Below are 24,814 nucleotides of genomic sequence, written 5' to 3'. Positions count from 1 at the left end.
AGGAGCTGGACCGGCTGGACGCGGTGGTGCGCCAGGCACAACCCGAGGGTGGCGTGATCAGCCGCGAACTCGCCGCGATCCGTGCCGGCTGCGACCTGCCGGTCGCCCCGCGCTCGCTGGCCGGCGCAGCGTCCGCCCGCTGAACGCTACAGCGGCAGCGGCGCCTGTAGCGGCTCGATCGTGCCTTCGCCGCCCATCACTTTCTTGTACTCGCGGCGCGACACCGAGAGGTAGCGCTCGTTGCCGCCGATCTCGACCTGCGGCCCCTCCCGCACCGCCCGGCCCTGCGCATCGAGGCGCATGTTCATGGTCGCCTTGCTGCCGCTGTGGCAGATCGTCTTGATCTCGCTGATCTCGTCGGCCCAGGCCAGCAGGTACTGGCTGCCCTCGAACAGCTCGCCGCGGAAATCCGTGCGCAGCCCGTAGCAGAGCACCGGGATGCCAAGCGCATCGACGACCTCGGTCAGCTGCCAGACCTGCGACTTTCCCAGGAACTGGGCCTCGTCGACCAGCACGCAGTGCAGCCGGCCGTGCGCGGCGATGTCGGATTTCACCAGCGCCAGCAGGTCCTGGTCGGGTGCGAAGGCGACCGCCTCCGCGCTGAGGCCGATACGCGAGGCCACCGTGCCGCTGCCGGCGCGGTCGTCCAGCCGCGGAGCCAGGATCGCCACCCGCATGCCGCGTTCGCGGTAGTTGTGCGCCGATTGCAGCAGGGTCGTGGTCTTCCCCGCATTCATCGCCGAGTAGTAGAAGTAGAGCTTCGCCATCGGCGCAGTTTAGCGCCGGCGCCCGCCGTGCCGTGCCGGTGCGACCGGTAGAATGCCGGGCCGCACCACCGGTTCCCCGCGTCCCGATGCACGGCCTCAACCCCCCCCAGCGCGCCGCCGTCCTGCACACCGACGGCCCCCTGCTCGTGCTCGCCGGCGCGGGCAGCGGCAAGACCCGCGTCATCGTCGAGAAAATCGCCCACCTGATCGCGTCCGGCCGCATGCCGGCCAAGCGCATCGCGGCGATCACCTTCACCAACAAATCCGCCAAGGAGATGCGCGAGCGCGTCGCCAAGCGCATCCGTGGCGATGCCGCCGATGGGCTGACCATCTGCACCTTCCACGCGCTGGGGCTGAAGTTCCTGCAGATCGAGCACGCCAAGCTGGGGCTGCGCCGGGGCTTCTCGATCTTCGACAGCGATGACAGCGCGGCGCAGATCAAGGACCTGCTGGGCACCGGCACCAAGCCGGATGCGCTCGACGACATGCGCAACCTGGTCTCGCGCGCCAAAAATGCCGGCCTGTCGCCCGAGCAGGCGATGGCCGAGGCGCGCAGCGCGCGCGAGGTCGACGCCGCCGCCGTCTACGCGCTGTACCAGGCACGGCTGGGCACCTTCAACGCGGTCGACTTCGACGACCTGATCCGCCTGCCGGTGCAGTTGCTGGAGTCCGACCCCGAGTGCGCGCTGGCCTGGCGCGAGCGCATCGGCTACCTGCTGGTCGACGAGTGCCAGGACACCAACGATGCCCAGTACCGCCTGCTCAAGGCGATCGCCGGGCCGCGCGGGCTGTTCACCTGCGTGGGCGACGACGACCAGTCGATCTACGCCTGGCGCGGCGCCAACCCGGACAACCTGCTCGCGCTCGGGCAGGACTATCCCGACCTGAAGATCGTCAAGCTCGAACAGAACTACCGCTGCTCCAACCGCGTGCTGCGCGCGGCCAATGCACTGATCGCGAACAACCCGCACGAGCACCCCAAGACACTCTGGTCCGACCAGGCCGACGGCGAGCGCATCCGCATCTGGGAGTGTCGCGACGCCGCGCACGAGGCCGAGAAGGTCGCCGCCGAGATCCAGTACACCGCGACCGCGAAGCAGGCGCCGTGGAGCGACTTCTGCATCCTGTTCCGCGGCAACCACCAGTCGCGCGCGCTGGAGAAGTCGTTGCAGCTGCTGCGCATTCCCTACCACCTGACCGGCGGCACCGCGTTCCTGGAGCGCGGCGAGGTCAAGGACGCGCTCTCGTGGCTGCGGCTGGTCGCCAACCCCGATGACGACGCGGCCTTCCTGCGCGCGGTGACCTCACCCAAGCGCGAGGTCGGTGCGACCACGCTGGCAAGGCTGGCCGAGCTGGCGCAGCACGCCCACATGCCGATGTCGCGCGCGATCGAGTCGGTCGGCGCACTCAAGCAGTTGCCGCCGCGGGCGGCCAACGCACTCGACGGGTTCGCGACGATCATCCGCGGACTGCGCGAGGACGCCCGCCGGCTGGCCCCGGCCGAGCTGGTACGCGAGCTGGCCCAGCGGTCCGGGCTGCTGCAGTCGATCCGCGCCCAGTGCAAGGACGAGGCCGGCTACCAGCGGCGCAAGCAGAACCTGGAGGAACTGGCCGACTGGTTCGACGGCGCCTCCGACCGCCGCGGCGGTGCCGGCCCGGGCGAGCTCGCCGCCCAGCTGGCGCTGCTGTCGCACGCCGACAAGGGCGACGCCGGCAACCAGGTCCGGCTGATGTCGCTGCACGGCGCCAAGGGCCTGGAGTTCCGCTACGTGTTCATCGTCGGTGTCGACGACGGCAACCTGCCGCACGAGGCGAGCATCGAGGAAGGCCGCATCGACGAGGAGCGCCGCCTGCTCTACGTCGGCATTACCCGCGCCAAGGAACAGCTGTGGCTGTCGTACTCCAGGCAGGCGCAGAAGTGGGGCGACCTGCTGCGACTCAAGCCGAGCCGCTTCTTCGACGAGCTGCCGGCGGACGAGGTCCAGCGCGACGGCGCCGATCCGGTCGCGGACGCGGCGCGCAAGCAGGAGCGCGCCAAGGCCGGCTTCGACGCGATCCGGGCATTGCTGGACAGCTGATTCCATCGCCGCGGCCATGCTGCGGCGCATCAAACCGGAATCCCGGCATCCGGGCGAATGCTGCTGCCGCCCCGTAGGCACTGTCGCGAACGTCGCGCGGGTGACGCCATGCGGCAGCGTTCTGTTCACTTCCCTGTCGTGTTCGTGATATCGCTATGGGCAACGCGGACGTCGTCGACGGCCGCGTCGTCGTACTGGCCGCCGCCGGCCACCGCTCGCGGTGACACGGCAACGCCCCCGCACTCCTGGTCCATGAGGGACCGCTGTGTTGCGCGGGGACGGGCGGACAGGTCGACCTGGGGAGAGGCACGCCAGCAGGCGCGCGCTCTGAATGGACGCACACATAGGGAAATCACCATGCTCGTCTCCAACAGCGCGCCTGCGTTGCGCGCTTCTGCAGTTTCCGCACGCCCGTCGTCCGGGCCACATACGCGGCTGACGCCGCTCTCACTGGCTCTTGCCACCGCGCTTTCGCTGNCACATAGGGAAATCACCATGCTCGTCTCCAACAGCGCGCCTGCGTTGCGCGCTTCTGCAGTTTCCGCACGCCCGTCGTCCGGGCCACATACGCGGCTGACGCCGCTCTCACTGGCTCTTGCCACCGCGCTTTCGCTGGCGGCACTGCCGGCGACCGCCGCCGAGGTCTGCCTGACCGACGCCACCGCCCCGGCCCTCGCCGACGGCGACAAGAGCCTCGCCTGCGGCCGCGGCGCGATGGCGATGGGCGAGGCCGCCACCGCGGTCGGTGCCGGCAGCAAGGCGTTCGGCTACAAGGTTTCGGCCTTCGGCGCCGGCAGCAGTGCCACCGGCTCTGCCACCACGGCGATCGGCGCCGACAGCCGGGCCGTCAACGTCAACGCCACCGCAGTGGGAAGCGGCAGCAGCGCCGACGGCATCAACGCCTCGGCGGTGAGCGCCGGCAGCCGCGCGACCGACTACGCGGCATCCGCGTTCGGCACCAACAGCCTGGCCAGCGGCTTCTACTCGTCCGCGCTCGGTGCCGGCAGCACCGCCAGCGGCATCAACAGCACCGCGGTCGGCTACAGCGCCAGCGCGAGCGGGGCCAACGCCGTCGCCCTTGGCGGCGGCTCGGTCGCCGACCGCGATGACAGCGTGTCGATCGGCAGCGAAGGCGCGAGCGCCAGCTGACCCACCTCGCCGCGGGCACCGAGGCGACCGACGCGGTCAACCTCGCCCAGCTCAAGGCGGTGGCCGACGTCGCCGATGCAACCGCCCGCCAGTTCAAGGCAGCCTGTCCGGCGGCGCAGGCGACAGCCTGCTGTTCCGCATCGAGGTGGCGGACGGCGCGCGCCTGCTCAACGTGATGAGCCACGGCGGCAGCGGCAAAGTCAGCGTGTACGTCAGCAGCGGCGAGCCGCCGGCCGGCGATGCCTACGAGTTCCGCTCGAGCCGCCCCGGCAACAGCGAGACGGTCCGCGTGCGTAACCCCGCCGCCGCGACGTACTACATCCGCGTGGTCGGGGAGACCGCCTTCGACGGCCTGACCCTGCAGGCCCGGGTCGACTGACCCACGAGAGGTCATGTGTGGTCGCAGGGACGCGGCCAGAGGCCCCGGCTCCGGCCGGGGCTTTTATTTGGAAGGTTGCCGGCGCGTGGTCGCCGTTGCGGCCCCCACAAACGACAGGGGCGGCCGAAGCCGCCCCTGCCGCTACCCGCACGAACCGGTGGATCAGAACTTCAGCGAGTACCGCACGTTGGCGCCGTGGTCGCGGGCCTCGTCGGCGTACTGGCCGCTGTAGCCGAACTCCAGCAGGCTGCGGGCACCGAACCGTGCGGCCACACCGGCCTCCAGCACGGTCGAGCGCTCCGCCAGCGGCGCGCCCGTCACGGTGAACGCAGTGCCGCCGTCCCACGCGTGCACGCCCTCGGCCACCAGGTCGCCGGAGGCGTGGCGGTAGCCGAGTCCGCCGCGCAGGTGCAGGCCGCTCGCCGACTGCTGCGCACCGCCGAGGCCGACGTCGAAGCGGACGCCGACCGTCGACAGGGTCGCGCGGGTCTCGGCATCGCTGCCGGCCAGCGCGGCACTGCCCCCGTCCTCGACGAACTCGTCGGTGTCCACGTCCACGCGCGCGACCTGCAGGTAGGGCTCCAGCGTCCACGCCTGGCGACCGAACGCGTATCCACCCTCGATGAAGGCCTGGGTGGTGGTGGCGTCGTACTCGGTGTGCAGGAACTGGTCGACGTCGGCAAAGGCGACGTAGCGCTCGCCGTCGATCTCCTGGTCGGCGCGGGTCAGGCCGGCGCGCAGCGACAGCCCGCCCCACTGGTTGCCGCCGTACACGCCGAGGTGGCGCTGCTTGACGTCGCCGCTGGACGCACGCGCCCGCAGGTCGATGTCGGTGCGGCCGGTGCCGCCCAGCACACCGACCTGCCAGCCGCCGGCAAAACGGTGCTCGATGCCGACCAGCACGCCGTTGGCGTCATGCTCGACACGGCCGGTGTTCGAGTCGCCATGGATGCTGCCGCCGCTCTTGAACGCCTCGGCCCATGCCGTCGTCGCCGGGGCATCGTCGTCGAGCGCCGACAGGACCGGCGTGGTGCGCGCAAGCGCGGCCTCGCGCACCATGCGGGCGTCCTCCACCAGCACCGCGCGTGCGGCGGGATGGAACTCGCCGCCGAGCAGGTCGAACGCGCCCTGTGCCTGTTCGGGGAACAACTGCACGAGCGAGCCGAGCAGCGCCGCGTCATCGGCCATCGCATCAGCCGCGCGCGCCACCGCGCGCTGGTTGGGCGTGGTGGCGGCCTCGGCCAGCGCCATCGCGCGGACCACGTCGAGCGTCACTACGTCGGCGCCGTAGCCCAGGTTGAAGCCCAGGAACGGCGAGAACGCGCCACGGCTTACGCCGGCGAACGTGCCGTTGACCGCGGAGGCCTCGAGCAGGGTGTAGCTGGCGCCGATGTCGAACACGCCCGGGGTGCCGAACAGCCGCACCGTGCCGCCCTGCAGGTCGGCGACGCCGCTGATCGAGATCAGGTCGGCGCTGCCGCTGGCGCCCAGCTCGGCGTCGAAGTACGAGCCCGCCAGCTGGGTGTAGTCGCCGGCGACGGACAGCGTGCCGATCGAGTTGCCCGGCGCGATGGTGCCGGCGACGACCGTGCTGCCGACCGTGCCAATGCCACGCAGGCCACCGCCACCGTTCACCTGCAACGCGCCCGACTGGGTGCCGTCGACCTGCAGCCAGCCGCCGTTGACCGTCGCCGCATTGGCGAGCACGCCGCCGGCCGCGACCCAGGCCAGGCCACCGTCGACCACGGTGTCGCCCAGCGCGTTGTTGCCGGTCAGCTCGAGGACGCCGTCGCTGACGGTCAGGCCGGCAAAGCTGTTGTCGCCGCTCAGGCGCAGCCAGCCGATGCCCGACTTGGTCATGCGGCCCGGGCCGCCGATGTCGTTGGTCCAGTCGTCCCACGCCTCGCCTTCCCACACCTTGGCGCCGCCGGCGCGGCGGTCCATGACGATGTCGGTATCGACGCGCAGCTGGCCGTAGCCCTCCATGCCCTTGCGCAGGTCCATCAGGCCCCAGCCGTAGAGCTCGTCGACGCCCGCGGCGCCCATGTCGCGCGCGGTGGTCAGCAGCACGTCGCGGATCTGTGCGTTGTCCAGGTACGGGTAGCGCTCCATCAGCAGCGCAAGCGCGCCGGTGACATGCGGCGCGGCCATCGAGGTGCCGGTGTAGTAGGCATAACCGAGCTGGCGGTCCGGGTCCTCGAACTCCAGGGTCAGGCTGCCGTCCTCACCGACCACCACTTCGCCGCTGAGCTCGCCCCAGACCACGCTCGAGGCGATCATCGTGCCCGGCGCGGTGATGCACCAGTCCATGCTCAGGCCGCAGATGTTGGACGAGCCGTCGATCTCGCCGTCGAGGTTCATGTTGGCGACGCTGAGCCAGTAGGCCTCCAGCTCCGGCAGCCAGCGCGGCAGCGTCGCGGTGACGCCGGCGTAGTAGCCGGTGCCGTTGCCGGCAACGCCATCATCGCCGCCGTTGCCGGCGGCCCAGACCTGCAGCATGCCGTGGTCGCGCGAACCGGCCGCGTAGGGTTCGAAGAAGCCGGCACCCAGGGCGTCATAGACGAAGTCGGCGAAGCCCGCCGAGTCCAGCGGGATGGTGAAACCCCAGCTGTGGTTGATCGCGCGCACGCCGTTGGCGGCCATCTGCGCGTACATGTCGGCCAGCGCTTCGTCACTCGGGCTGGTGCCGTGGACATTGCTGTCCAGCCCGTTGGGGCCGAAGAAGTATTCGTTGAGGCGGTTGGTGAACAGCTGCGCCGAGACCAGGCCGGAGCCGAACGCCACGCCGTGCATGCCGCTGCCGTTCCGCGCGGCGGCCATGGTGCCGCCGACGTGGGTGCCGTGGGCGTTGTATTCCAGGTCGAGCGCGTTGCCGCTGCCCCACACGTAACCATCGGGCGCCAGATAGCCCTCGACCGAGGCCTGGCCGCCATCGGAATAGAAGCAGCCCCACAGATCGGTCAGGTTGCTGCAGCCCGGGTCGCCGAACTTCAGGCCGATGTGGTCGCCACCGGCGAATTCCGCGTGGTCCAGCGCCACGCCACTGTCGAACACGCCCAGGCGGATGCCATGGCCCGTCAGGCCACGCGCGTAGGCGTACTCGGCGCCGATCGCGCCCAGGCCCCAGTCGGCCATGAACTCGTCGGTGCGCCAGCTGGCGGCATCGCCGACCTGGCCGGGGTCTTCTTCAGGCGCGGCGTCCTGTGCCATTGCCGGCAACATGGCGCCCGCCAGCAGGCAGGTGGCGATGGCGCGGCAAAGCGAAGAGCGGGAAAGGCCGGAGTGGGAACGTGGTGCGTGCTTGCTCATGCGGGTCCTTGCGTGTGAACGAAAAACGCCCGCCGGTACCTGGATCAGCGCCGGAAGGATGCGAATGGAGCGCGCGGCGTACATCCCCGTGCCGGACGCGAACCCCGTTGTATACGTGAACAAATTGTGAATGTCCACGCGTTGAAACTGCGACGCAGGCCTCGCTCCGGACCGCCCCGGGGCGTCGTTAAACTGGAGCGCTTCCTGAGCCACCGGGCCCCCCCATGCGCATCCACCTGCTGTCCCCGCTGCTGATCCTGCTGGTCCTGCCCGCGTGCCGACACACCGCGCCGCAGACCCCCCAAGACCGCCCCGCGGCGGTGACGGTGGTGGCCGACGACAACCTCAACGCCGTGCTGTGGATGCAGGCTTCCGCCGAGTACCGCGCCGCCGCGCTGCAGACCTGGCGCGCGGCCACCGACCGGCTCGACGACGCCCTGGCCGACCCCCAGTGGGATGCACTGCTGCCAGCCGAACGCGGTAACCCGGCCATGGGGTTGCCGCCCGCGGTGATCGTCGATGTCGACGAGACCGTGCTGGACAACTCGCCCTACCAGGCGCGGCTGGTCCTCGACGGCGGCGAGTACGCCTCGGCGAGCTGGGCGGCGTGGGTCGACGAGCGTCGGGCGACGCCGATCCCAGGCGTCCTCGCGTTCGCACAGGCGGCGCAGGCGCGCGGCGTCACCATCGTCTACATCAGCAACCGCACCGAGGCGATGCAGGACGCGACCCTGGACAACCTGCGCGCGGTCGGCCTGCCGGTCGCCAGCGATGCGGTGTTCCTGGGCAAGGGCACGGTGGTGGAGGGATGCGCGTCAGCCGACAGTGGCGACAAGGCTTGCCGCCGCCGGCTGGCCGGACGCGACTACCGCGTGCTGTTCCAGTTCGGCGACCAGCTGGGTGATTTCACCGCGGTCGAGCCCAACACGCCGGATGCCCGCGCCGCCCTGATGTCGACCCACGGCGAATGGTTCGGCGAGCGCTGGTGGATGCTGCCCAACCCCAGCTACGGCGACTGGCAGCCGGCTGTTTTCGACAACGACTGGGGCCAGTCGCCGCAGCAGCGGCGCGAAGCCAAGCGCAGGGCGCTCGACCCCGCCCGCTGACAGTCAGGTTTCCAGCGCGGTCAGCGCTTCGGCTGGCAACGGCAGCAGTGCCCAGAACGCGACGTTGCGTTCGCGCCAGTCCTCCGCCACCTCGTTGAGGATCGACAGCAGGGTCGCGAACGTGTCGTCGTCCGCCTCGCGCAGGCCACCGACCTGTTCGACCAGCAGCAGGTAACCGGGCGCCGGCCACCACGCCAGGTCGCCCAGGCTGTCGGCCAGCGCGTCCCAGTTGCCGCCGAACCACGATGGAAACCGCAGGCCGCGCGCCAGCCGGGCGAGCAGTTCGGTCTTGTCGCCGCAGCCGGACAGGTCGATCCGGGCGACCCCGAAGTCCAGCGCGGTGCCAGCCTGGGCCATCGCGGCGGTGTCGCGGTCGTCGATGAAGTACGCGCCGGACTGCACCGGGTCGGCGAGCAGTGCGCGCAGGTCGATCGGATTCATGGCGCCCCCACCGGGTCGAAACGGCGGAAGCTGCGGTAGTGGTCGTCGGTGTAGTAGTACTCGGTTGGGGGGTCGCCACCGGTCACGATGCGGCGGGCCCCGCGGTCACGCGAACCGGGCGTGTCGACGGTGAACTCGTGGTAGTGCCCCCGTGGCCGTTGCGGCAGCAGGCGCTCGCGGTTCTGGAACACGCCGCCGTCCTGGCGGTAGGCGTACGGGCCGCCGCTCGCGATGGCATCCAGCACCGGCCCAGCTTCGGGTGGCAGGAACGCCGGCAGCCCCGCCGACGCATCACGCGGGAGCTCGCGTTGCGGCGAGTCGGCGCCGGGCGCGGACAGGCCGTCCGGGCCGGTCTGTTGCAAACCGAACCACAGCGCGACCAGCGCGACCGCGGCCAGCAGCCAGAGGGGGCGATTGGATCGCACGGCCTGTCCTGTTCGGGAAAGGCCCGAGTCTAGCCGCACGGCGCCGGCGTCCGCGGCGAGGTCGACGGTTTCGCCCGGGCGAACTCGGCCTGCTTTGGAGGTGCGGCTTTCAGCCGCGGTCGTGGCAGCGGCGCGGCGGACGATCATCCGATCGCGGCTGAAGCCGCTCCTACAGCGATCGTAAGTGACGCGGCAGCTTCACCGCGGAGCCGCGGCTTCAGCCGCAGCGGAGTCCGCTGATCGCGCCGCGTTCGTTGACGTCGATGTTGAGCCGGTCGGCGCGGAAGTCCATCGTCACGGCCTGGCCGGGTTCGATGACCCGCACGTCGTTGCTGTGGCTGTCGACGCGCGCACGCTCGACGACCTCGGCGGTCGCCGCGCGGCCGATCGCCCAGGAAGCATCGTCGGCGACGCAGACGGTGGCGGGGTCGCGCGGCACGTCGACCGGGGGCATCGTGGTGCAGGCGCCAACGGAGAGCAGCAGGACGACAACGGGGATCAGCGGCGGTCGGGTCATGGCGGGGCTCCGGTACGGCGTCCGGGGGAGCCTGCGGTGGCCCGCGTGTTCATGATGTAAACGCGACGGGCGCCGCGGCATCCTCCACCTCGGCCAGGCGCAGCATCAGCCTGGCCAGCGTCACCACGTCCTGGTGGTTGTGGGCGCACACGCGCCGCAGCAGCGTCGACGGTCCGCCGCGCAGGTAGGACAGCCACGCCGCCGGTGCCTCGGAGCCGGGCAGGTCGTCCTCGCGCGCGATCTTCAGCAGCTCACGCTCGATCGTTGCCAGCCGGCAGTTCTCCCACACACCGCGGTAGCGCCGGCGGGTCGGGAAGAGCAGGTCGACGTGGTCGAGCGGGGTGATCGGGCACGGCAGCCGGGCCAGCCGGTAACGCGTCTTCAGCAGCGGCGCGTCGTAGCAGCGGCCGTTGTAGCTCGACAGCACCGTGGTCGGCGACAGCCAGCCGGCAAACTCCCGCAGCATCGCCGTTTCCGCGGCCAGCGTGGTGATCAGCAACTGCCGCACGCGCAGGCCGTCGCCGTGCAGCGGATGCGCGTGCCAGTCGGCCGCGCCGATCTGGAACGCGCGCGTGCCGGTGCCACCGGCCAAGCCGGTGGTCTCGGTGTCGAAGAACAGCAGGTCGCGTGGTTCCACGGTGTCATCGCGCTTGGCGAACGCGAGCGGCAGCGCGTCGGCCGGCGCGGCAAACGGCAGCCAGTGCTCGATCAGTCGCAACCCCGGCGCGATTTCCTCGCCGGGCAGACGGCGGTCGACCGGCGCCCGCGATACCGCGACGACCGGCTTGCGTTCGCGCACGCCCAGCAAGCGGCGCAGTGATTCGATCGAGGTGTTGGCAGGCGCCGCCGGCGCCCGGTCGCGCACGACCGCGGTCGGCGCGGGACGCGACGGCGCACCGGCCTCGCGCTTGAGCGCGCGCAGCTTGTCGATGGTGATGCTCATGCGGGTCTCGCGACGCCGGGGTTCGGTGGGGCAACGCAACTTGGCGCATGCCAACCGGGCGTAGGAGCGACGTGAGTCGCGACCTGTACATGAGTTCGGACGTTCGGCGGGTCGCGACTTACGTCGCTCCTACACACGCTTCGGGTTTGCGGTATCACCGTGCCACCTCGGCCAGCAGCCCAAGCACGCGGCGAGCGAGCGACTTGGGCGTGGCCGTGTCGCCGGACTCGTCGGCAGCGAGCACCGGGCCGACGCAGGCGGGGCAGCCGGCCTTGCAGTCGCAGCGCTCGACCAGTTCCGTCGCACGGCGCACCAGTTCGGCCTGTCGTGTCCACAGCGGTTCGCTCAGGCCGACGCCGCCGGGGAAGTTGTCGTACAGGTAGATGGTCGGCACGAACTGCTGTACTTCGACGTCCCCGGCGGTGGCGCCGCGGACCGGCATCCCATCGCGCTTCGAATCGCCCTCGGCGCCGCCATCGGCGCCGCCATCGGCGGACACCGATCGCATCACCGGGTGCCCCGCGTCATGGTCGTCGGTCCCGTCGCGGCCCTCGCCGGCGCCATGCATCTCCATGTAGTCCTCGTGCGCGTCCAGCGGCAACCGAGCCCGCGCGCCGGGGGCGATCGACAGGCCTTCGACCGGACCCTCCACCCCGCGCAGCTGGCCGCGGCCCTTCGCATCGGCGGTCGCGAACCACGCGCCGTCGCCGTTGCCGACCGCCTTCTGCAGGTCGCGCGCATCGGCCATCACCGCCACGGTCGCGACCACGTGCAGCGCGTAGCCGGCGCCGAGGAAACCGTCGAGCGCGTCCTGCCGCGAGGCGAACCACGCCAGCAGCGTCGCCTGCGGCAACTGCCACCAGACCGCGGTGGTGTGCAGTTCCTGGTCGGGCAGGTTGACCGGGCCGTAGCCGATGTTCTCGTGGGTGTAGTAGCGGATCTTCTTGTAGCCGGCGACGCGCCGCACCACGTGGACCTCGCCGTGGCCGCAGTCGCCGTGGCCGGCGTCGATGCCGTCGAAGCGCTCGAGCACCTTCAGCTTCGAGTAGTCGATCGAGTCGGTGTAGTAGTCGACGTGGGTGCGCGTGACGTAGGCCTTGCGGCCTTCCCAGTCGAGCCGCTCGACCTGGTAGGGCGTGCTCTGGACCATGTGGATCGCGCCTTCGTACAGGGTCAGCGCGGCGGCCGAGTAATCGACCTCGGCGATGATCTGCTGCTTGCCGCCGGTGCGGTCGACGACGACGAAATTACCGTCGGCGACGGAGCGCAGCGACACGGCGTTGGCCGGGTAGCTGTCGGCGATCCATTCCCAGCGGTCGCCCTCGCGGTGCACCACCTCGGTTTCGGCCAGCGCCTCCAGGTACACCTCCGGTTCGATCGGGCCGAACATCTCGTCGACCACGAACGGCAGCTCGAACGCGGCGCAGCGGATGTGGTCGAACAGGATCAGCGGCTGGTCGGGCGCGGTGCGCGCGTGCTCGGGCGAAGCGTCGGCGAAGAAATCGGGATGGCGCACGACGTACTGGTCCAGCGGCTGCGAGTTCGCCACCAGCACACCGAGGCTCGGCTGCTGCCGGCGACCGGCGCGGCCGAAGCGCTGCCACGTGGCCGCGACCGACCCCGGGTAGCCGTTGAGCACGACCACGTCGAGCGAGCCGATGTCGACGCCGAGCTCGAGCGCGGAGGTCGAGATGATCCCGTCGATGTCGCCGGCGCGCATGTCGCGCTCGGCCGCGCGGCGCTCGGTCGGCAGGTAGCCGCCGCGGTAGGCGCGGATGCGCGGCGCCCTGCGGGGGTCGTGGTCAAAGACGTCCTTGAGGTACTTGGTCAGCACCTCGACCATCAGCCGCGTCTGCGCGAACACCAGCGTTTTCAGCCCGGCCTTGATCGCGATGCGGGCGATGCGGTTGGCCTGCGAGCGCGCTGACGCGCGCAGGCCAAGGTCGGGGTTGATCACCGGCGGGTTCCACAGCAGCACGTGCTTGTCGCCGGTGGGCGCGCCGGACTCGGTGATCGCGTGCACGTCGGCCTCGATCAGCGCACGCGCGTGCTCGGCCGGGTTGCCGATCGTCGCCGAGCACAGGATGAACTGCGGGGTGACGCCGTAGAACGCGCAGATGCGCTTGAGCCGGCGCAGCACGTTGGTGACGTGACTGCCGAATACACCCCTGTAAGTGTGGATCTCGTCGATCACCACGTAGCGCAGGTTCTCGAAGAACTGCGCCCACTTCGTGTGGTGCGGCAGGATCGCCTGGTGGAGCATGTCGGGATTGGACACGACGATGTCACCGTGCAGACGGATCGCCTGGCGCGCGTCGCCGGGGGTGTCGCCGTCGAAGGTGAAGGCCTTCACTCCGAGGTCGCCGGCGCGATTGAGCTCAAGCAGCTCGGCCACCTGGTCCTGCGCCAGCGCCTTGGTGGGGAACAGGTAGAGGGCTTTCGCATTGCCCTGCATCGCCGCGCTCACCACCGGCAGCGTGTAGCACAGCGACTTGCCCGAGGCGGTCGGGGTGACGATGGCGACGTTTTCGCCACGCTGCGAGGCGGCCCAGGCGTCGGCCTGGTGGCGGTAGAGGCGGTCGACGCCGCGCGCGCGCAGGGCGGAAGCGAGCGCGGCGGGGACGTCGTCGCGGATCGGCGCGTAGTCGCCCTCGCGACCGGGAATGGTGAAACTGCCGGTGATGCGGTCGGCATAGCGCTTCGACAGCGCCTGGGTCAGCGCGGCACCGTCGCCGCGGCGACGCACCTCCCGCACGGGCAGGGTTCCGCCCGCGTCGAGCCGGTCGAGTTCGCCGCCCGTCCCGTCCTGCCGCACCAGTGCCTGCCCCATGCGCCTGCTCCCGCCAAAGGCGCGCAGTAGGCCAGCGCCGCGTCGCAACCGGTGAGACGGCGGATGAATGGTTCAGCGTCCCGCCCTGTAGGAGCGGCTTCAGGCGCGATCCGGATTCGACCCACTGCGCCTGTTCCCGATCGCGGCTGAAGCCGCTCCTACAAAGGCCGGGACACTTCGCGGACGGCGAATGCCCGCAGGCGCGCTTCGCTGGACACGCCGATGCCGTGCGGCCGCCCCGCCACGTACAGCGTCACGTGTGGGGGCGGCACCGGCAGTTCGCGTCCGAGCAGGCACCCCAAAACCCGATGGAACGGCGCCATCGCCGGCAGCTCGACCCGTTCGATAACCGAATGGGCGAGCTGGACCCGGCCGTCCGCAACGAACGGCTTGCGCAACAACCAGCGGCGACCGGTGCGGGCGAACCGCCAGTCCTGCGCCGCCAGTGCGGTCGCCACGGCGTTGCCGAGCCACGGTGCCGCGAAGCCCGCGCGCAGTTCGGCGCCGAGGCGGCTGCCGATCAGGGTGACGTGCAGTTCGGGCTTGGGCTCCAGGGCGATGCCGTCGATCGCGATTCCGCTCGCGGGCGGCGCCCAGTCAGCCGGATCGAGCGGCAACACGAGGCTGTCACCCCCTCCTGGCCGCGGCCAGGAGGCCGCCGGGAGCCCGGGATCGATGGTCGTGGCCGGTCGTCGTTTCACCGCGGTTACCCCTCTCCGTCGTGCTGCGGCGCACAATGCGCGGTCCTCCGTGGAGCCCCCGCATGGCCGACGCCGTCACCCCGACCGCCTATGAGCGCAACCGCGCCCGCTACGCCGCGATCCTGTTCGCGTTGGCGGTCGGCGGCTTTGCGATCGGTACCAGCGAGTTCGCGATGATGGGCCTGATGCCGAGCCTGGTACAGGACCTGGGCATCACCGAGCCGCAGGTCGGCCACCTGATCAGCGCCTATGCGCTGGGCGTGGTGGTCGGTGCGCCGCTGCTGGCGATCCTCGGCGCGCGGCTGCCGCGGCGCTCGCTGCTGCTGGCGCTGATGGGGTTCTACGCGCTCGCCAACCTGGCAACCGCATTCGCGCCCGACTATCACGTGATGCTGGGTTTCCGCTTCATCGCCGGCCTGCCGCACGGCGCGTACTTCGGCGTGGCGATGCTGGTCGCCGCCTCCATCGGTGGTCCGGCCCAGCGCGGCGCGGCGATCAGCCGGGTGATGCTGGGGCTGTCGATCGCAATCCTGGTCGGCAATCCGTTGGCCACCTGCATGGGACAGGCATTGAGCTGGCGCTACGTGTTCGCCCTCGTCGCCGCCGTCGCGGTGCTGACCGTCGCCCTGGTCGCGCGCTCACTGGCCGACGATCCCGCCGAACCGCGGCAGACGCCGCTGCGCGAGATGCGGGCGTTCAATACCTCGCAGGTCTGGCTGACGCTGCTGATCGGCGCGGTCGGTTTCGCCGGCATGTTCTGCGCCTTCAGCTATCTCGCGCCCACGCTGACCGAGGTGACCGGCACCGGCGATAGCTGGATCCCGATCGCGATGGGCGTGTTCGGCGTCGGCTCGATCATCGGCAACCTTGCCGGCGGCTGGCTGGTCGACCGGCTGCAGTTCCGCGCCGCGCCGGTGATCCTGGCGTGGTCGGCGCTGGTGCTGCTGACCTATCCGTTCGCCGCGCACTCGCTGTGGACGATGCTGCCGGCCGTGGTCGCGGTGGGCACCATGGGCGCGCTCGCGCCGGTGCTGCAGACGCGCCTGATGGACGTGGCCGGCGAGGCGCAGACGCTGGCCGCCGCCTCCAACCACGCCGCATTCAATGCCGCCAACGCGCTCGGGCCGTGGCTCGGCGGGCTGGCGATCAGCGCCGGGCTGGGATGGACATCGACCGGCCATGTCGGTGCGGCGACCGCGGTCGGTGGCCTGCTGGTCTACGCCTGGGCACGGTGGGACGAACGGCGCATGACGGTGGCGCTGGCGCGAAGCTGACCGCGACGTTGCGCGACACTGTGCACCCCACCGCCGGATCCGGACCATGACCGGGAAGCCTTTCTCGCCCGCCTGCGAGCGCAACCGCGAGCCCATCCTCGCCGTGTTGCGCGAACATTTCGCCGACGCCCGCCACGTGCTCGAAGTGGGCAGCGGCACCGGACAGCACGCGGTGCATTTCGCCGCGGCGATGCCGTGGCTGACGTGGCAGACCAGCGACCGTGCCGAGAACCTGCCCGGCATCCGCGCTTGGCTGGACGAGGCCGCGTTGCCCAACACGCCGTCGCCGCTGACGCTCGACGTCGACGACTGGGTGTCGCTGCCGGTTCCGCCGGGCGGCGCGTACGACGCGGTCTTCAGCGCCAACACGCTGCACATCATGGGCTGGCCTCAGGTGCGCGCGTTCTTCGCCGGTGCCGGGCAACGGCTGGCTGCCGGCGGCATGCTGGTGGTGTACGGACCGTTCAATGCCGGCGGGGACTACACCAGCGACAGCAACCGCGCGTTCGACGACTGGCTGCGCGCCCGCGACCCGGCCTCGGCGATCCGCGACTTCGAGGCGGTCGATGCACTGGCGCGCGAAGCGGGGCTGGTACTGCTGGCCGACGTGCCGATGCCGGCCCACAACCGTTGCCTGGTCTGGCGCGCCCCGGCCACCAACACGCGCTGAGCGTGCCACCATCGCATCGCGATGAACCCCGACACGACACCCCCGGCGCCCACCCTGCGCAGCCGCCTGCTGCGCGGCGCCGGGATCGCGGTCGCGCTGGTGGCCGCGCTGAGCGGCAGCGGCCTGTTGTTCAACGAACACCTGGCACCGAAGGCGACCGGCGCCCCCGGCCACGCGTTGCCGCTGCAGCCGGCGGAAACGTCGATCGACCGCGAGCTCGCGCCGATCCTCGCCGCCCACCCGGGCGAGACCGGCGCGCTGCTGCTGGCCGACGGCCTGGATGCCTTCGCCGCCCGCGCCATGAGCGCGCGGCGGGCCGGCCGCAGCCTGGACCTGCAGTACTACATCTGGAACGACGACCTGGCCGGCCAGCTGCTCGCACGCGAGGCGCATGCCGCCGCCGAGCGTGGCGTGCGCGTGCGGATCCTGCTCGATGACCTGACTGCCGAGGGGCTGGACCCGAAGTGGATGGCGCTGGACGCCCACCCCGGCATCGAACTGCGGCTCTACAACCCGTTCCGCAACCGCGCCAGCGGCCTCGAGCGCGGCATCGAGCTGGTACAACGCGCTTTCAGCATCAACTACCGGATGCACAACAAGGCCTGGATCGCCGACGGACGGGTGGCGGTGATCGGTGGCCGCAACATCGGCGAGGAGTACTTCGCCGCCGACGACGCGGTCAACTTCCACGACCTCGACCTGATGCTGTTCGGGCCGGCGGTGGAGCAGGCCAGCGCGATCTTCGACGCGTTCTGGAACAGCCCGGCGGTAGTGCCGATCGCCGCGCTCAACACGACCACGCCGGACGAGCTGGCCGGCTTCCTGTCGGATGTCGACGACGCCGCGCTGGAGGCGCGCGCAGGCCCGTACCTGTCCCGCGTGGCCGCCTCGGACACGGTGCGCGGTTACCTGGAGGGACGACTCCAGCCGCACTGGAGCACGACCCTGGAAGTCGTCTCCGACCCCCCTCTGAAGGCCGGCGACGACGACCGCGCCGACTGGCTGGCGACGCGGCTCGGCGACGCGGTACGTGGCAGTCGGGACAAGGCCCTGCTGGTCTCGCCGTACTTCGTGCCGGGCGACACACTCACCCGCGAGCTCGGTGGGCTGGTGGACGCCGGCGTGCAGGTCGGCATCGTCACCAACTCGCTGGCCGCCAACGATGTACCGGCGGTGCACAGCGGCTACGCCGGCTACCGCATGCCATTGCTGCGCGGTGGCGTGCAGCTGTACGAGATGAAGGCACGCGGGCAGCAGGACATGGCAGGTGCGTTCGGCAGCAGCGGCGCCAGCCTGCACACCAAGGCGTTCGTGCTCGACGACCGCCACGGGTTCGTCGGTTCGTTCAACCTGGACCCACGCTCGGCCAACCTCAACACCGAGATGGGCGTGCTGTTCGACGACCCCGGGCTGGCCGCCGGAGTGCGTGCCGAGTACCTGCGGCTGTCGTCGCCGCAGGCGAGCTACTGGTTGTACCTGGACGCCAACGGCGAGTTGCGCTGGCTCGACCGCGCCGCCACGCCGCCGGCCGCGCTCGACCGCGAACCCGACGCTTCCTGGCCGCGCCGCATGCTCGCGGCGGTGCTGGGCTGGCTGCCGATCGAGTCGCAGCTCTAGCGCGCCGGCTCCACCCGGGCGCCCTCGTCGGCCACCGGCGACGGCGCCTGCGCCGGCACCTCCGACGGTATCGCGATCGCATCCGGGTCGACCGGCAGCATCGTCGCCTGCCGCCAGCGGCCCCAGCGGTAGTACGCCAGCGACAGCACCATCGACACCGCCGCGCTGACCGGGAAGCTCCACCAGATCGCATCCACTCCGAGTGTCGGCTGCAGCCAGTTGGCGAACGGCACCCGCACGCCCCACAGCGCCAGGCCGAGGATGATCAGCGGCGGCACCACCGCACCGGTCGAACGCACCACGCCGGCCACCACGAACGTCACCCCGAAGAACAGGAACGACCACACCGCGATGTGGTTCAGGTGCCGGGCGATGTCGAGCGCATCGCTGCCGGGGGGCATGAACATCGCGAGGGTGAAGCGGTCGAGCAGGATCAGCGGCGCGATCAGCGCGCCGGTCAGCAGGAAGTTGAAGCCGATGCCGGCCCGCGTGGTCGCCTCCACCCGCGGCCAATTGCCGGCACCGACGTTCTGCGCCGCCATCGACGAGCACGCCGCGCCGATCGCCATCGCCGGCATCTGCACGTAGGTCCACAGTTGCAGCGCGGCGCCATAGGCCGCGGTGGTGTGGGTGCCGTACGCGTTGACCATCGTGATCATGGCAATCATCGCCAGCGAGATCATCACCATCTGCAGGCCCATCGGCACGCCCTTGGTGACCAGCGCGCGGACGATCGCCCAGTCCGGCACGAACAGGTGGCGCTCGTGTCGGCTGATCCACAGCGGGTGTCGCCGGTGGCGCAGCCAGCCGAGCATGGCCGCCAATGCGACCAGGTTGGCCAGCAGGGTCGCGGTCGCGCTGCCGGCCATGCCCAGCGCCGGCAGCGGGCCGACGCCGAACATGAGCAACGGCACCAGTACGATGTCGAGCGCGACCGCCAGCAGCAGGAACAGGAACGGCGTGCGCGTGTCGCCGGCGCCGCGCAGGATCGCCGACAGGAACGCGAACGCGTACAGGAACGGCAGCGCCAGGAAGATCACCTTGAGGTACGCGTCGGCCAGCGGCAGCGCGGCTTCGGGGGTGCTCATCCACACCAGCACATAACGCGACAGTGGCAGGCCGATCGCCGCCAGCGCGACAGAGATGCCGAGGAAGAAGGTCGCCGCAGAACCGATCACCTTGCGCGCGCCCGGCAGGTCCTTCCGGCCCATGGCCTGGCCAACCAGGATGGTGGAGGCCATGCCGAAGCCGAACACGCCGCCCAGCAGCAGGAACATGATGTTGTTGGCGTTGGCGATTGCCCCGAGAGCCTCCTCGCCGAGGAAGCGGCCGACCCAGATCGCGTTGACCGAGCCGTTGAGTGACTGCAGCACGTTGCCGCCGAGGATCGGCAGGGCGAACACGAACAGGGTGCGGGCGATCGGCCCTTCGGTGAGGTTGCGCGGTTGCATCGGCACCGGAGCGGGGGGGACAGCGGAGGCCAGAGTAGCCGCGCGCGGTGGACGGCACGCGACGGACGACCGGTTGCCGGCCCGCCCGCGCGGCTGTCCGCCAGCTGACTGGCGCTGCCGGCGGAACGCAGATTGCCGCCGGCGTCGACGCTGCCGTGACCGGTGGCGGGCGACACTGCCGCCATGGTCATCGGCAAGGGACATGGGCAATGAGCGGGGCGATCCGGTTAACGCGGTGGTGCGTCGGCGAATGCGCCTGGGTGGCGCTTGCGGTGGTGCTGTCGATTGCCTTCGTCGCCGGCTTCGTCTGGCTGGCCGAACCCCATGCCGCGGATTTCTGGAGCCAGCTGCGCAGCCCGGTCAACGTGGTGCGCATCGTCGTGCTGAGCGCGGCGATCTGGATCTGGGCCTATATCGGCCGGGTGATCCGCACTTCCAGCCGCAATGCCGCTCCGCGGAAGCCCCGTGCGGCGCCTTCGCACGCTGCGGCCCCGCGCGCCTCCGGGCTGCTGTAGGCAACGCCACCTTCGGCAAAGTCCGCGCGGGTGGCATCGGCCGCCCTGGACCGTAGGATGGGGTGCAAGCCACCCGGGGGATCCTTGATGCCGCATCCGTTCCGTTCGACCGTCCTGCTGCCCGCACTCGCGGTGGCGCTATTGCCCGTCTCCGCACTGCTGGCACAGGCGCCGCCTGACACGGCCACCAACCCCACGGGCATGGAGGCGCGGGCGCCGTACCCGGGCACGCTGACCGTCGATGTCGACGCGACCGACCTCACCCGGCGGGTGTTCCACGTCCGCCAGACCATTCCCGTTCAGGCCGGCGCGCTGCGGCTGCTGTTCCCCAAGTGGATTCCCGGCAAACACCGGCCCGACGGCCCGATCCACCGGCTCGCCGGCCTGAGGGTCAACGGCAACGGCCAGCGGATCGCCTGGACCCGGGACCCGACCGACGTGTACGCGTTCGACATCGTCGTGCCCGACGGCGTGCCCGTGCTCGAACTGTCCTTCGACATGCTCAGCCCGACGGCCTCCAACCAGGGACGCATCGTCATGACCGGCGACATGCTCAACCTGGAGTGGGGCACGGTGGTGCTGTACCCGGCCGGGCACGACGTCGCCGACATCCGCATCACGCCGTCACTGACGCTGCCCACCGGCTGGCAGGCCGGCACCGCGCTCGAGTTGCAGGCGCGCGCGGGCGACGTATTGCGCTATGGCACGGTCGACTTTGAGACGCTGCAGGATTCACCGGTTTACGCGGGGCGCCATTTCCGCCGGATCGACCTCGACCCGGGGGCCGAACGTCCGGTGATGCTCGACATCGTCGCCGACGCGCCGAAGTACCTCGAAGCCACCGACGCGCAGATCGAACCGCACCGGGCGCTGGTCGAGCAGGCCTACAAGCTGTTCGACTCGCAGCATTTCGACCACTACGACTTCCTGTTCTCGCTGTCGGACCGGATGGGCGGCAACGGGCTGGAGCACCATCGCTCCAGCGAGAATGGCGTGCGGCCGGGATATTTCACCGACTGGGACGCCAGCGTCGCCTCGCGGGACCTGCTGCCGCACGAGTTCGTGCATTCCTGGAACGGCAAGTTCCGCCGCCCCGCCGGGCTGGCGACGCCGGACTTCCACCAGCCGATGGTCGACAGCCTGCTGTGGGTCTACGAGGGCCAGACCCAGTACTGGGGGATGGTGCTGGCGGCGCGGTCGGGGCTGTGGAAGAAGCAGGATGCACTGGACGCGCTGGCCCTGGTCGCCGCGACCTACGCCGACGACCGCCCCGGCCTGGACTGGCGCACCCTGCAGGACACCACCCACGACCCGATCATCGCGATGCGTAGGCCGCAGCCGTATCGCAGCTATCAGCTCAGCGAGGACTACTACAACGCCGGTGCGCTGGTGTGGCTGGCGGTCGACGCCAAGCTGCGCGAGCTCAGCAACGGGCGCCGCTCGCTCGACGACTTCGCCAGCGCGTTCTTCGGCGTCGACGACGGCAGCTGGGACGTGCTGCCGTACCGGTTCGAGGACGTCGTCGCCGCGCTCGACGGGGTCGCCGCGCACGACTGGGCGACGTTCCTGCGCAGCCGGCTCGACGCCAACGCGCCGCCGCTGGACGGGCTGGCCGCGGCCGGCTGGAAACTGGTCTACCGCGACAAGCCCAGCGCGTACCACAAGGCCTTGCTGGGGGCGCGCAAGACGGCCGACCACACCGCGTCTCTGGGCATGACGGTGGCGTCGGGCAACGTCGGCGCGGTGCGCTGGGACGGGCCGGCGTTCAATGCCGGCATCGCGCCGGGCAGCTCCCTGCTGGCGGTGAACGGCCACGCATTCGAGGCCGACCTGCTCGAGGACGCGATCCGCGCCGCGCAGGCGGACGGCACCCCGATCGAACTGGTGGTGAAGCACGGCGAGGTGGTCCGCACCATCGCGATCGACTACCGCGGCGGGCTGCGCTACCCGCACCTGGAGCGGATCGACGGCAGCCGCGACCGGCTGGCGCGGATCCTGGCGCCGCTATGAGCCGGTGTCGTCGACGCCGGTGGGCGCCCGGTTGGTGATCGGCGCGGGCCGCCCGAACAGGTAGCCCTGACCGAACTCGCAACCGAGCTCCACCAGTGCGCGGTGCTGCTCGGCCGTCTCGATGCCTTCGGCCACGACGTCCAGTCCGAGCGCCCGCGCCAGCGCCAGCACCGCGGCGATCACCGCGGCGCTGTTGCCCTGCTCGCCAAGCGCGGCCAGGAAGGTGCGGTCGATCTTGATCACGCGCAGCGGGAAGGCGTGCAGGTAGCTCAGCGACGAGTAACCGGTGCCGAAATCGTCGAGGGCGACGCCAATGCCGCTGCCCTGCAACCGTTCCAGGATCGCCCGCACATGCTCGGGGTCTTCCAGCAGCGAGCCTTCGGTGACCTCGATCTGCAACCGCTCCGGCGGCAGGCCGGTGCGCTCGAGCAGTTCGAGCAGGCGCACGTCGAAGTCCTCCCGGTGGAGGTGGCGCGGGGCGACGTTGATCGACAGGTAGGTGTCGGCCGGCAGCCGGGTCGCGTGGACGAAGCTGCGCTTGAAGATGCGCCAGTCGATCGCCTCGATCAGGCCGCTGTCCTCGGCCAGCTGCAGGAACGTGCCGGGCCCGAGCACGCCACGCTGGGGATGGTTCCAGCGCAGCAACGCCTCGTGGCCGACCACCGCGCCGTCGGCCAGGCGCACGATCGGCTGGAAGTACGGTTCGAGCTGGTCGAGCCGCATCGCGTCACGCAGCTCGACCTCCATCGCCAGCACGTCGATGGCCGAGCGACGCAGCGAATCGTCGAACAGCTGCCAGCGCTTCCGTCCCAGCGCCTTGGCCTGGTAGAGCGCGACATCGGCATCGCGGACCAGCTCGTCGGCCTCGCGGTAGCGGCTGTCGCCGATCGCGATGCCGATACTGGCGGACGGCTCGAGCCGGCGCCCGCCGACGTGCAGCGGCTCGGTCAACAGATCCAGCACGCGCTGGGCGACCGCGGTGGCGGTAACCGGCGCGCCAAGCGCGTCCAGCTGCACGTCCTCCAGCAGGATCGCGAACTCGTCGCCCGACAGCCGCGCGACCAGGTCCGGCTGGCGCACGCTGGCCTGCAGCCGGCGCGCGACCTCGCGCAGGAAGTCGTCGCCGGCGAGGTGGCCGAGGCTGTCGTTGATCACCTTGAAGCGGTCGACGTCCAGGTACAGCAATGCGCAACGGCGTGACGGATCGGTGCGCAGGCGCTCCAGCGCCGCCTCGATCCGGTCGTGGATCTGGCCACGGTTGGGCAGGCCGGTCAGCGCGTCGTGCATGACTTCGTGGCGGAGCTGGTCCTGTGCGTGTTCGCGCTCGCGGATCTGCCGGCGCAGCTCCAGGGTGCGCTCGGCCACGCGTTCCTCCAGCTGCAGGTAGGCCTGTTGCTGGAACTGGGCACTGCGCCGGCGGTGCAGGCTGTTGGCGATCTGCGAGGCGACGAAGCCGAGCAGCTCCTGGTCGGCGTGGCCGTACATCACGTCCGGGTCGTAGCTCTGCACCGCGATCAACCCGAGCGCCCGCTCGTCCAGCAGCAACGGCACGCCGAGCCAGCAATGGGACGCCGGGAACTGGTACTGCGACGGCACGATCTCGCCGCTGCGGACCAGTTCGCCCTCGGACTCGACGTCAACCAGCAGCGGCCGGCGGTGGCGCAGCACGTACTCGCTGAGGCCGCGCGCCAGCGGTCGTCCTTCGCGCTTTGTCTTGAGCCGGATGTCGACGTAGTAGGGGAACTCCAGCGAGCGGCCGTCCTCGGAGACCAGCGCGATGAAGAAGTTCTCCGCGTTGAGCAGCTGCCCGACGATGCCGTGGATGCGCGCGTAGAACTCCTCCTCGCCGATGTCGTCGGTGGCCAGCTGGGCGACCTGGAACAGCGCCGCCTGCAGGCGCTCGGCCCGCTGGCGCTCGGCGACCTCCTGCTGCAGGCCGCGGTTGGCTTCGGCCAGCTCCTGCGTGCGCAGGGCGACATTGCGTTCGAGCAGTTCGGTGCTGCGTTTGCGCTCAAGGGTGGTGAGGATGTGGCTGGCGACGAAGCCAAGCAGTGTCTCGTCCGAATCACTGAAGCCGATGCCCGGCTGGTAGCTCTGCACCACCACCGCACCCACCGCCTCGCCGTTGCGCAGCATCGGCACGCCGAGCCAGTCCGGGCTGTCGCTGCCCACGATCCGCAGGGGGCCGTCGACCTGCTCGCGCAGGTGCTCTTGGTCGCCGCGCAGCGTGCGGCCGGTGTGCAGCACGTACCAGGTGGCCGAGTGGCGCAGGGCGTCCATCGGCAGCTCGTCGAACGGCGGCGGGTCCTGGCTGTCGACGAAGTACAGCAGCCGCAACGACTCGCTTACCGGGTCGCGCAGCACGATGAAGAAGTTCTCGGCGTACATCAGCGTGCCGACGATCGCGTGGATGCCGCGCAGCACCTCGGACATGTCGCGGTCCGAGCCGGCCAGCTCGGAGATGTCGAACAGCGCGCGCTGGACCTGCTCGGAACGTTCCAGCCGGGCGACCTCGCGCTCCAGGCCGGCCATGTGCAGGCCCTTGCCCAGCCAGCGGTCGATGACCGCGAGCGGCGGCTGCAGTTCGGCCAGCACCCGGTCGAAATCGAAGTCCGGCCCGGCCTCGATCACC

General features: G+C 70.8%; 19 protein-coding genes and 1 pseudogene. 10 read left to right on the top strand and 10 right to left on the bottom strand.

The window, feature by feature from the left end:
* Positions 1 to 146 precede the first annotated feature (146 nt).
* Positions 147 to 767 carry a thymidine kinase gene (locus ACKVMH_RS07015; protein WP_412699741.1) on the bottom strand — a complete coding sequence of 207 codons (621 nt, stop codon included), beginning with the start codon at positions 765 to 767 and terminating at the stop codon, positions 147 to 149.
* A gap of 86 nt (positions 768 to 853) precedes the next feature.
* On the opposite strand from ACKVMH_RS07015, the gene ACKVMH_RS07010 reads away from it, so the two are divergent.
* The 4 genes from ACKVMH_RS07010 to ACKVMH_RS06995 all read left to right on the top strand — a co-directional run bounded on the left by ACKVMH_RS07010 (position 854) and on the right by ACKVMH_RS06995 (position 4,373).
* A complete protein-coding gene (locus ACKVMH_RS07010) occupies positions 854 to 2,845 on the top strand; it encodes a UvrD-helicase domain-containing protein (protein ID WP_412699740.1) in 1,992 nt (663 codons plus the stop codon).
* 495 nt (positions 2,846 to 3,340) lie between these two features.
* Positions 3,341 to 3,994 carry a hypothetical protein gene (locus ACKVMH_RS07005; RefSeq protein WP_412699739.1) on the top strand — a complete coding sequence of 218 codons (654 nt, stop codon included), beginning with the start codon at positions 3,341 to 3,343 and terminating at the stop codon, positions 3,992 to 3,994.
* A complete protein-coding gene (locus tag ACKVMH_RS07000; protein WP_412699744.1) occupies positions 3,991 to 4,170 on the top strand; it encodes a hypothetical protein in 180 nt (59 codons plus the stop codon). The genes ACKVMH_RS07005 and ACKVMH_RS07000 overlap by 4 nt, the downstream gene beginning before the upstream one ends.
* Positions 4,098 to 4,373, top strand: a complete 276-nt coding sequence (locus tag ACKVMH_RS06995) for a PPC domain-containing protein (protein ID WP_412699743.1) — start codon at positions 4,098 to 4,100, stop codon at positions 4,371 to 4,373. Before ACKVMH_RS07000 ends, ACKVMH_RS06995 begins: the two co-directional genes overlap by 73 nt.
* A gap of 162 nt (positions 4,374 to 4,535) precedes the next feature.
* On the opposite strand, the gene ACKVMH_RS06990 is transcribed toward ACKVMH_RS06995, so the two are convergent.
* The gene (locus ACKVMH_RS06990) at positions 4,536 to 7,682 is read right to left on the bottom strand and encodes an autotransporter domain-containing protein (RefSeq protein ID WP_412699738.1); all 3,147 of its coding nucleotides are present in this window, start codon (positions 7,680 to 7,682) and stop codon (positions 4,536 to 4,538) included.
* A 224-nt stretch (positions 7,683 to 7,906) separates the two neighbouring features.
* On the opposite strand from ACKVMH_RS06990, the gene ACKVMH_RS06985 reads away from it, so the two are divergent.
* Entirely contained in the window at positions 7,907 to 8,788 is an 882-nt protein-coding gene (locus tag ACKVMH_RS06985; protein WP_412699737.1) for a 5'-nucleotidase, lipoprotein e(P4) family, read from the top strand.
* A gap of 3 nt (positions 8,789 to 8,791) precedes the next feature.
* Here the strand turns inward: ACKVMH_RS06985 and ACKVMH_RS06980 are convergent, their stop codons facing one another.
* The 6 genes and pseudogenes from ACKVMH_RS06980 to ACKVMH_RS06955 form a co-directional block, all read right to left on the bottom strand.
* Positions 8,792 to 9,229, bottom strand: a complete 438-nt coding sequence (locus tag ACKVMH_RS06980) for a barstar family protein (RefSeq protein WP_412699736.1) — start codon at positions 9,227 to 9,229, stop codon at positions 8,792 to 8,794.
* Entirely contained in the window at positions 9,226 to 9,654 is a 429-nt protein-coding gene (locus ACKVMH_RS06975; RefSeq protein ID WP_412699735.1) for a guanyl-specific ribonuclease, read from the bottom strand. Before ACKVMH_RS06975 ends, ACKVMH_RS06980 begins: the two co-directional genes overlap by 4 nt.
* A 217-nt stretch (positions 9,655 to 9,871) precedes the next feature.
* Positions 9,872 to 10,171 carry an I78 family peptidase inhibitor gene (locus tag ACKVMH_RS06970; RefSeq protein WP_215219001.1) on the bottom strand — a complete coding sequence of 100 codons (300 nt, stop codon included), beginning with the start codon at positions 10,169 to 10,171 and terminating at the stop codon, positions 9,872 to 9,874.
* A 49-nt stretch (positions 10,172 to 10,220) separates the two neighbouring features.
* Positions 10,221 to 11,078, bottom strand: a pseudogene (locus ACKVMH_RS06965) (ribonuclease H-like domain-containing protein); the annotation flags it as partial.
* A gap of 190 nt (positions 11,079 to 11,268) precedes the next feature.
* Complete coding sequence (locus ACKVMH_RS06960) at positions 11,269 to 13,944, bottom strand: DEAD/DEAH box helicase (RefSeq protein WP_412699734.1); 2,676 nt, start codon at positions 13,942 to 13,944, stop codon at positions 11,269 to 11,271.
* 158 nt (positions 13,945 to 14,102) lie between these two features.
* A complete protein-coding gene (locus tag ACKVMH_RS06955) occupies positions 14,103 to 14,564 on the bottom strand; it encodes a hypothetical protein (RefSeq protein ID WP_412699733.1) in 462 nt (153 codons plus the stop codon).
* A gap of 143 nt (positions 14,565 to 14,707) precedes the next feature.
* Between ACKVMH_RS06955 and ACKVMH_RS06950 the strand changes: the two genes are divergently transcribed.
* Genes ACKVMH_RS06950 through ACKVMH_RS06940 form a run of 3 tightly spaced genes read left to right on the top strand, consistent with a single transcriptional unit; the run spans position 14,708 to position 18,206 of the window.
* The gene (locus ACKVMH_RS06950; protein WP_412699732.1) at positions 14,708 to 15,919 is read left to right on the top strand and encodes an MFS transporter; all 1,212 of its coding nucleotides are present in this window, start codon (positions 14,708 to 14,710) and stop codon (positions 15,917 to 15,919) included.
* A 46-nt stretch (positions 15,920 to 15,965) separates the two neighbouring features.
* On the top strand, positions 15,966 to 16,589 hold the full coding sequence (locus ACKVMH_RS06945) for a DUF938 domain-containing protein (protein WP_412699731.1): 624 nt from the start codon (positions 15,966 to 15,968) through the stop codon (positions 16,587 to 16,589).
* Between the two features lie 21 nt (positions 16,590 to 16,610).
* Positions 16,611 to 18,206, top strand: a complete 1,596-nt coding sequence (locus ACKVMH_RS06940; protein WP_412699730.1) for a phospholipase D family protein — start codon at positions 16,611 to 16,613, stop codon at positions 18,204 to 18,206.
* Here the strand turns inward: ACKVMH_RS06940 and ACKVMH_RS06935 are convergent.
* A complete protein-coding gene (locus ACKVMH_RS06935) occupies positions 18,203 to 19,657 on the bottom strand; it encodes an MATE family efflux transporter (protein WP_412699742.1) in 1,455 nt (484 codons plus the stop codon). The two genes, ACKVMH_RS06940 and ACKVMH_RS06935, sit on opposite strands and share 4 nt — an antisense overlap.
* Before the next feature lie 209 nt (positions 19,658 to 19,866).
* Here ACKVMH_RS06935 and ACKVMH_RS06930 point away from each other — a divergent pair, with 209 nt between their 5' ends.
* A complete protein-coding gene (locus ACKVMH_RS06930; protein WP_412699729.1) occupies positions 19,867 to 20,172 on the top strand; it encodes a hypothetical protein in 306 nt (101 codons plus the stop codon).
* An 87-nt stretch (positions 20,173 to 20,259) separates the two neighbouring features.
* Positions 20,260 to 22,182, top strand: a complete 1,923-nt coding sequence (locus tag ACKVMH_RS06925) for a M61 family metallopeptidase (RefSeq protein WP_412699728.1) — start codon at positions 20,260 to 20,262, stop codon at positions 22,180 to 22,182.
* On the opposite strand, the gene ACKVMH_RS06920 is transcribed toward ACKVMH_RS06925, so the two are convergent.
* Positions 22,177 to 24,814 (bottom strand): bifunctional diguanylate cyclase/phosphodiesterase (locus ACKVMH_RS06920; RefSeq protein WP_412699727.1); only part of this gene is annotated, 2,638 nt, incomplete at its 5' end. The two genes, ACKVMH_RS06925 and ACKVMH_RS06920, sit on opposite strands and share 6 nt — an antisense overlap.

This window comes from Lysobacter zhanggongensis, assembly GCF_046638635.1.
Lineage (GTDB): Bacteria > Pseudomonadota > Gammaproteobacteria > Xanthomonadales > Xanthomonadaceae > Novilysobacter > Novilysobacter luteus.
Note: the sequence above shows the minus strand (reverse complement) of the source record. Positions and strands in the feature narration are given on the sequence as shown.

Excerpts from the sequence above, each read along its gene's own strand:
- ACKVMH_RS06985 (WP_412699737.1), top strand. The coding sequence starts at position 7,907 with ATGCGCATCCACCTGCTGTCCCCGCTGCTGATCCTGCTGGTCCTGCCC.
- ACKVMH_RS06930 (WP_412699729.1), top strand. The coding sequence starts at position 19,867 with ATGAGCGGGGCGATCCGGTTAACGCGGTGGTGCGTCGGCGAATGCGCC.
- ACKVMH_RS06945 (WP_412699731.1), top strand. The coding sequence starts at position 15,966 with ATGACCGGGAAGCCTTTCTCGCCCGCCTGCGAGCGCAACCGCGAGCCC.
- ACKVMH_RS06980 (WP_412699736.1), bottom strand. The coding sequence starts at position 9,229 with ATGAATCCGATCGACCTGCGCGCACTGCTCGCCGACCCGGTGCAGTCC.
- ACKVMH_RS06990 (WP_412699738.1), bottom strand. The coding sequence starts at position 7,682 with ATGAGCAAGCACGCACCACGTTCCCACTCCGGCCTTTCCCGCTCTTCG.
- ACKVMH_RS07005 (WP_412699739.1), top strand. The coding sequence starts at position 3,341 with ATGCTCGTCTCCAACAGCGCGCCTGCGTTGCGCGCTTCTGCAGTTTCC.
- ACKVMH_RS06940 (WP_412699730.1), top strand. The coding sequence starts at position 16,611 with ATGAACCCCGACACGACACCCCCGGCGCCCACCCTGCGCAGCCGCCTG.
- ACKVMH_RS07010 (WP_412699740.1), top strand. The coding sequence starts at position 854 with ATGCACGGCCTCAACCCCCCCCAGCGCGCCGCCGTCCTGCACACCGAC.
- ACKVMH_RS06925 (WP_412699728.1), top strand. The coding sequence starts at position 20,260 with ATGCCGCATCCGTTCCGTTCGACCGTCCTGCTGCCCGCACTCGCGGTG.
- ACKVMH_RS06970 (WP_215219001.1), bottom strand. The coding sequence starts at position 10,171 with ATGACCCGACCGCCGCTGATCCCCGTTGTCGTCCTGCTGCTCTCCGTT.
- ACKVMH_RS06960 (WP_412699734.1), bottom strand. The coding sequence starts at position 13,944 with ATGGGGCAGGCACTGGTGCGGCAGGACGGGACGGGCGGCGAACTCGAC.
- ACKVMH_RS06935 (WP_412699742.1), bottom strand. The coding sequence starts at position 19,657 with ATGCAACCGCGCAACCTCACCGAAGGGCCGATCGCCCGCACCCTGTTC.
- ACKVMH_RS07015 (WP_412699741.1), bottom strand. The coding sequence starts at position 767 with ATGGCGAAGCTCTACTTCTACTACTCGGCGATGAATGCGGGGAAGACC.
- ACKVMH_RS06950 (WP_412699732.1), top strand. The coding sequence starts at position 14,708 with ATGGCCGACGCCGTCACCCCGACCGCCTATGAGCGCAACCGCGCCCGC.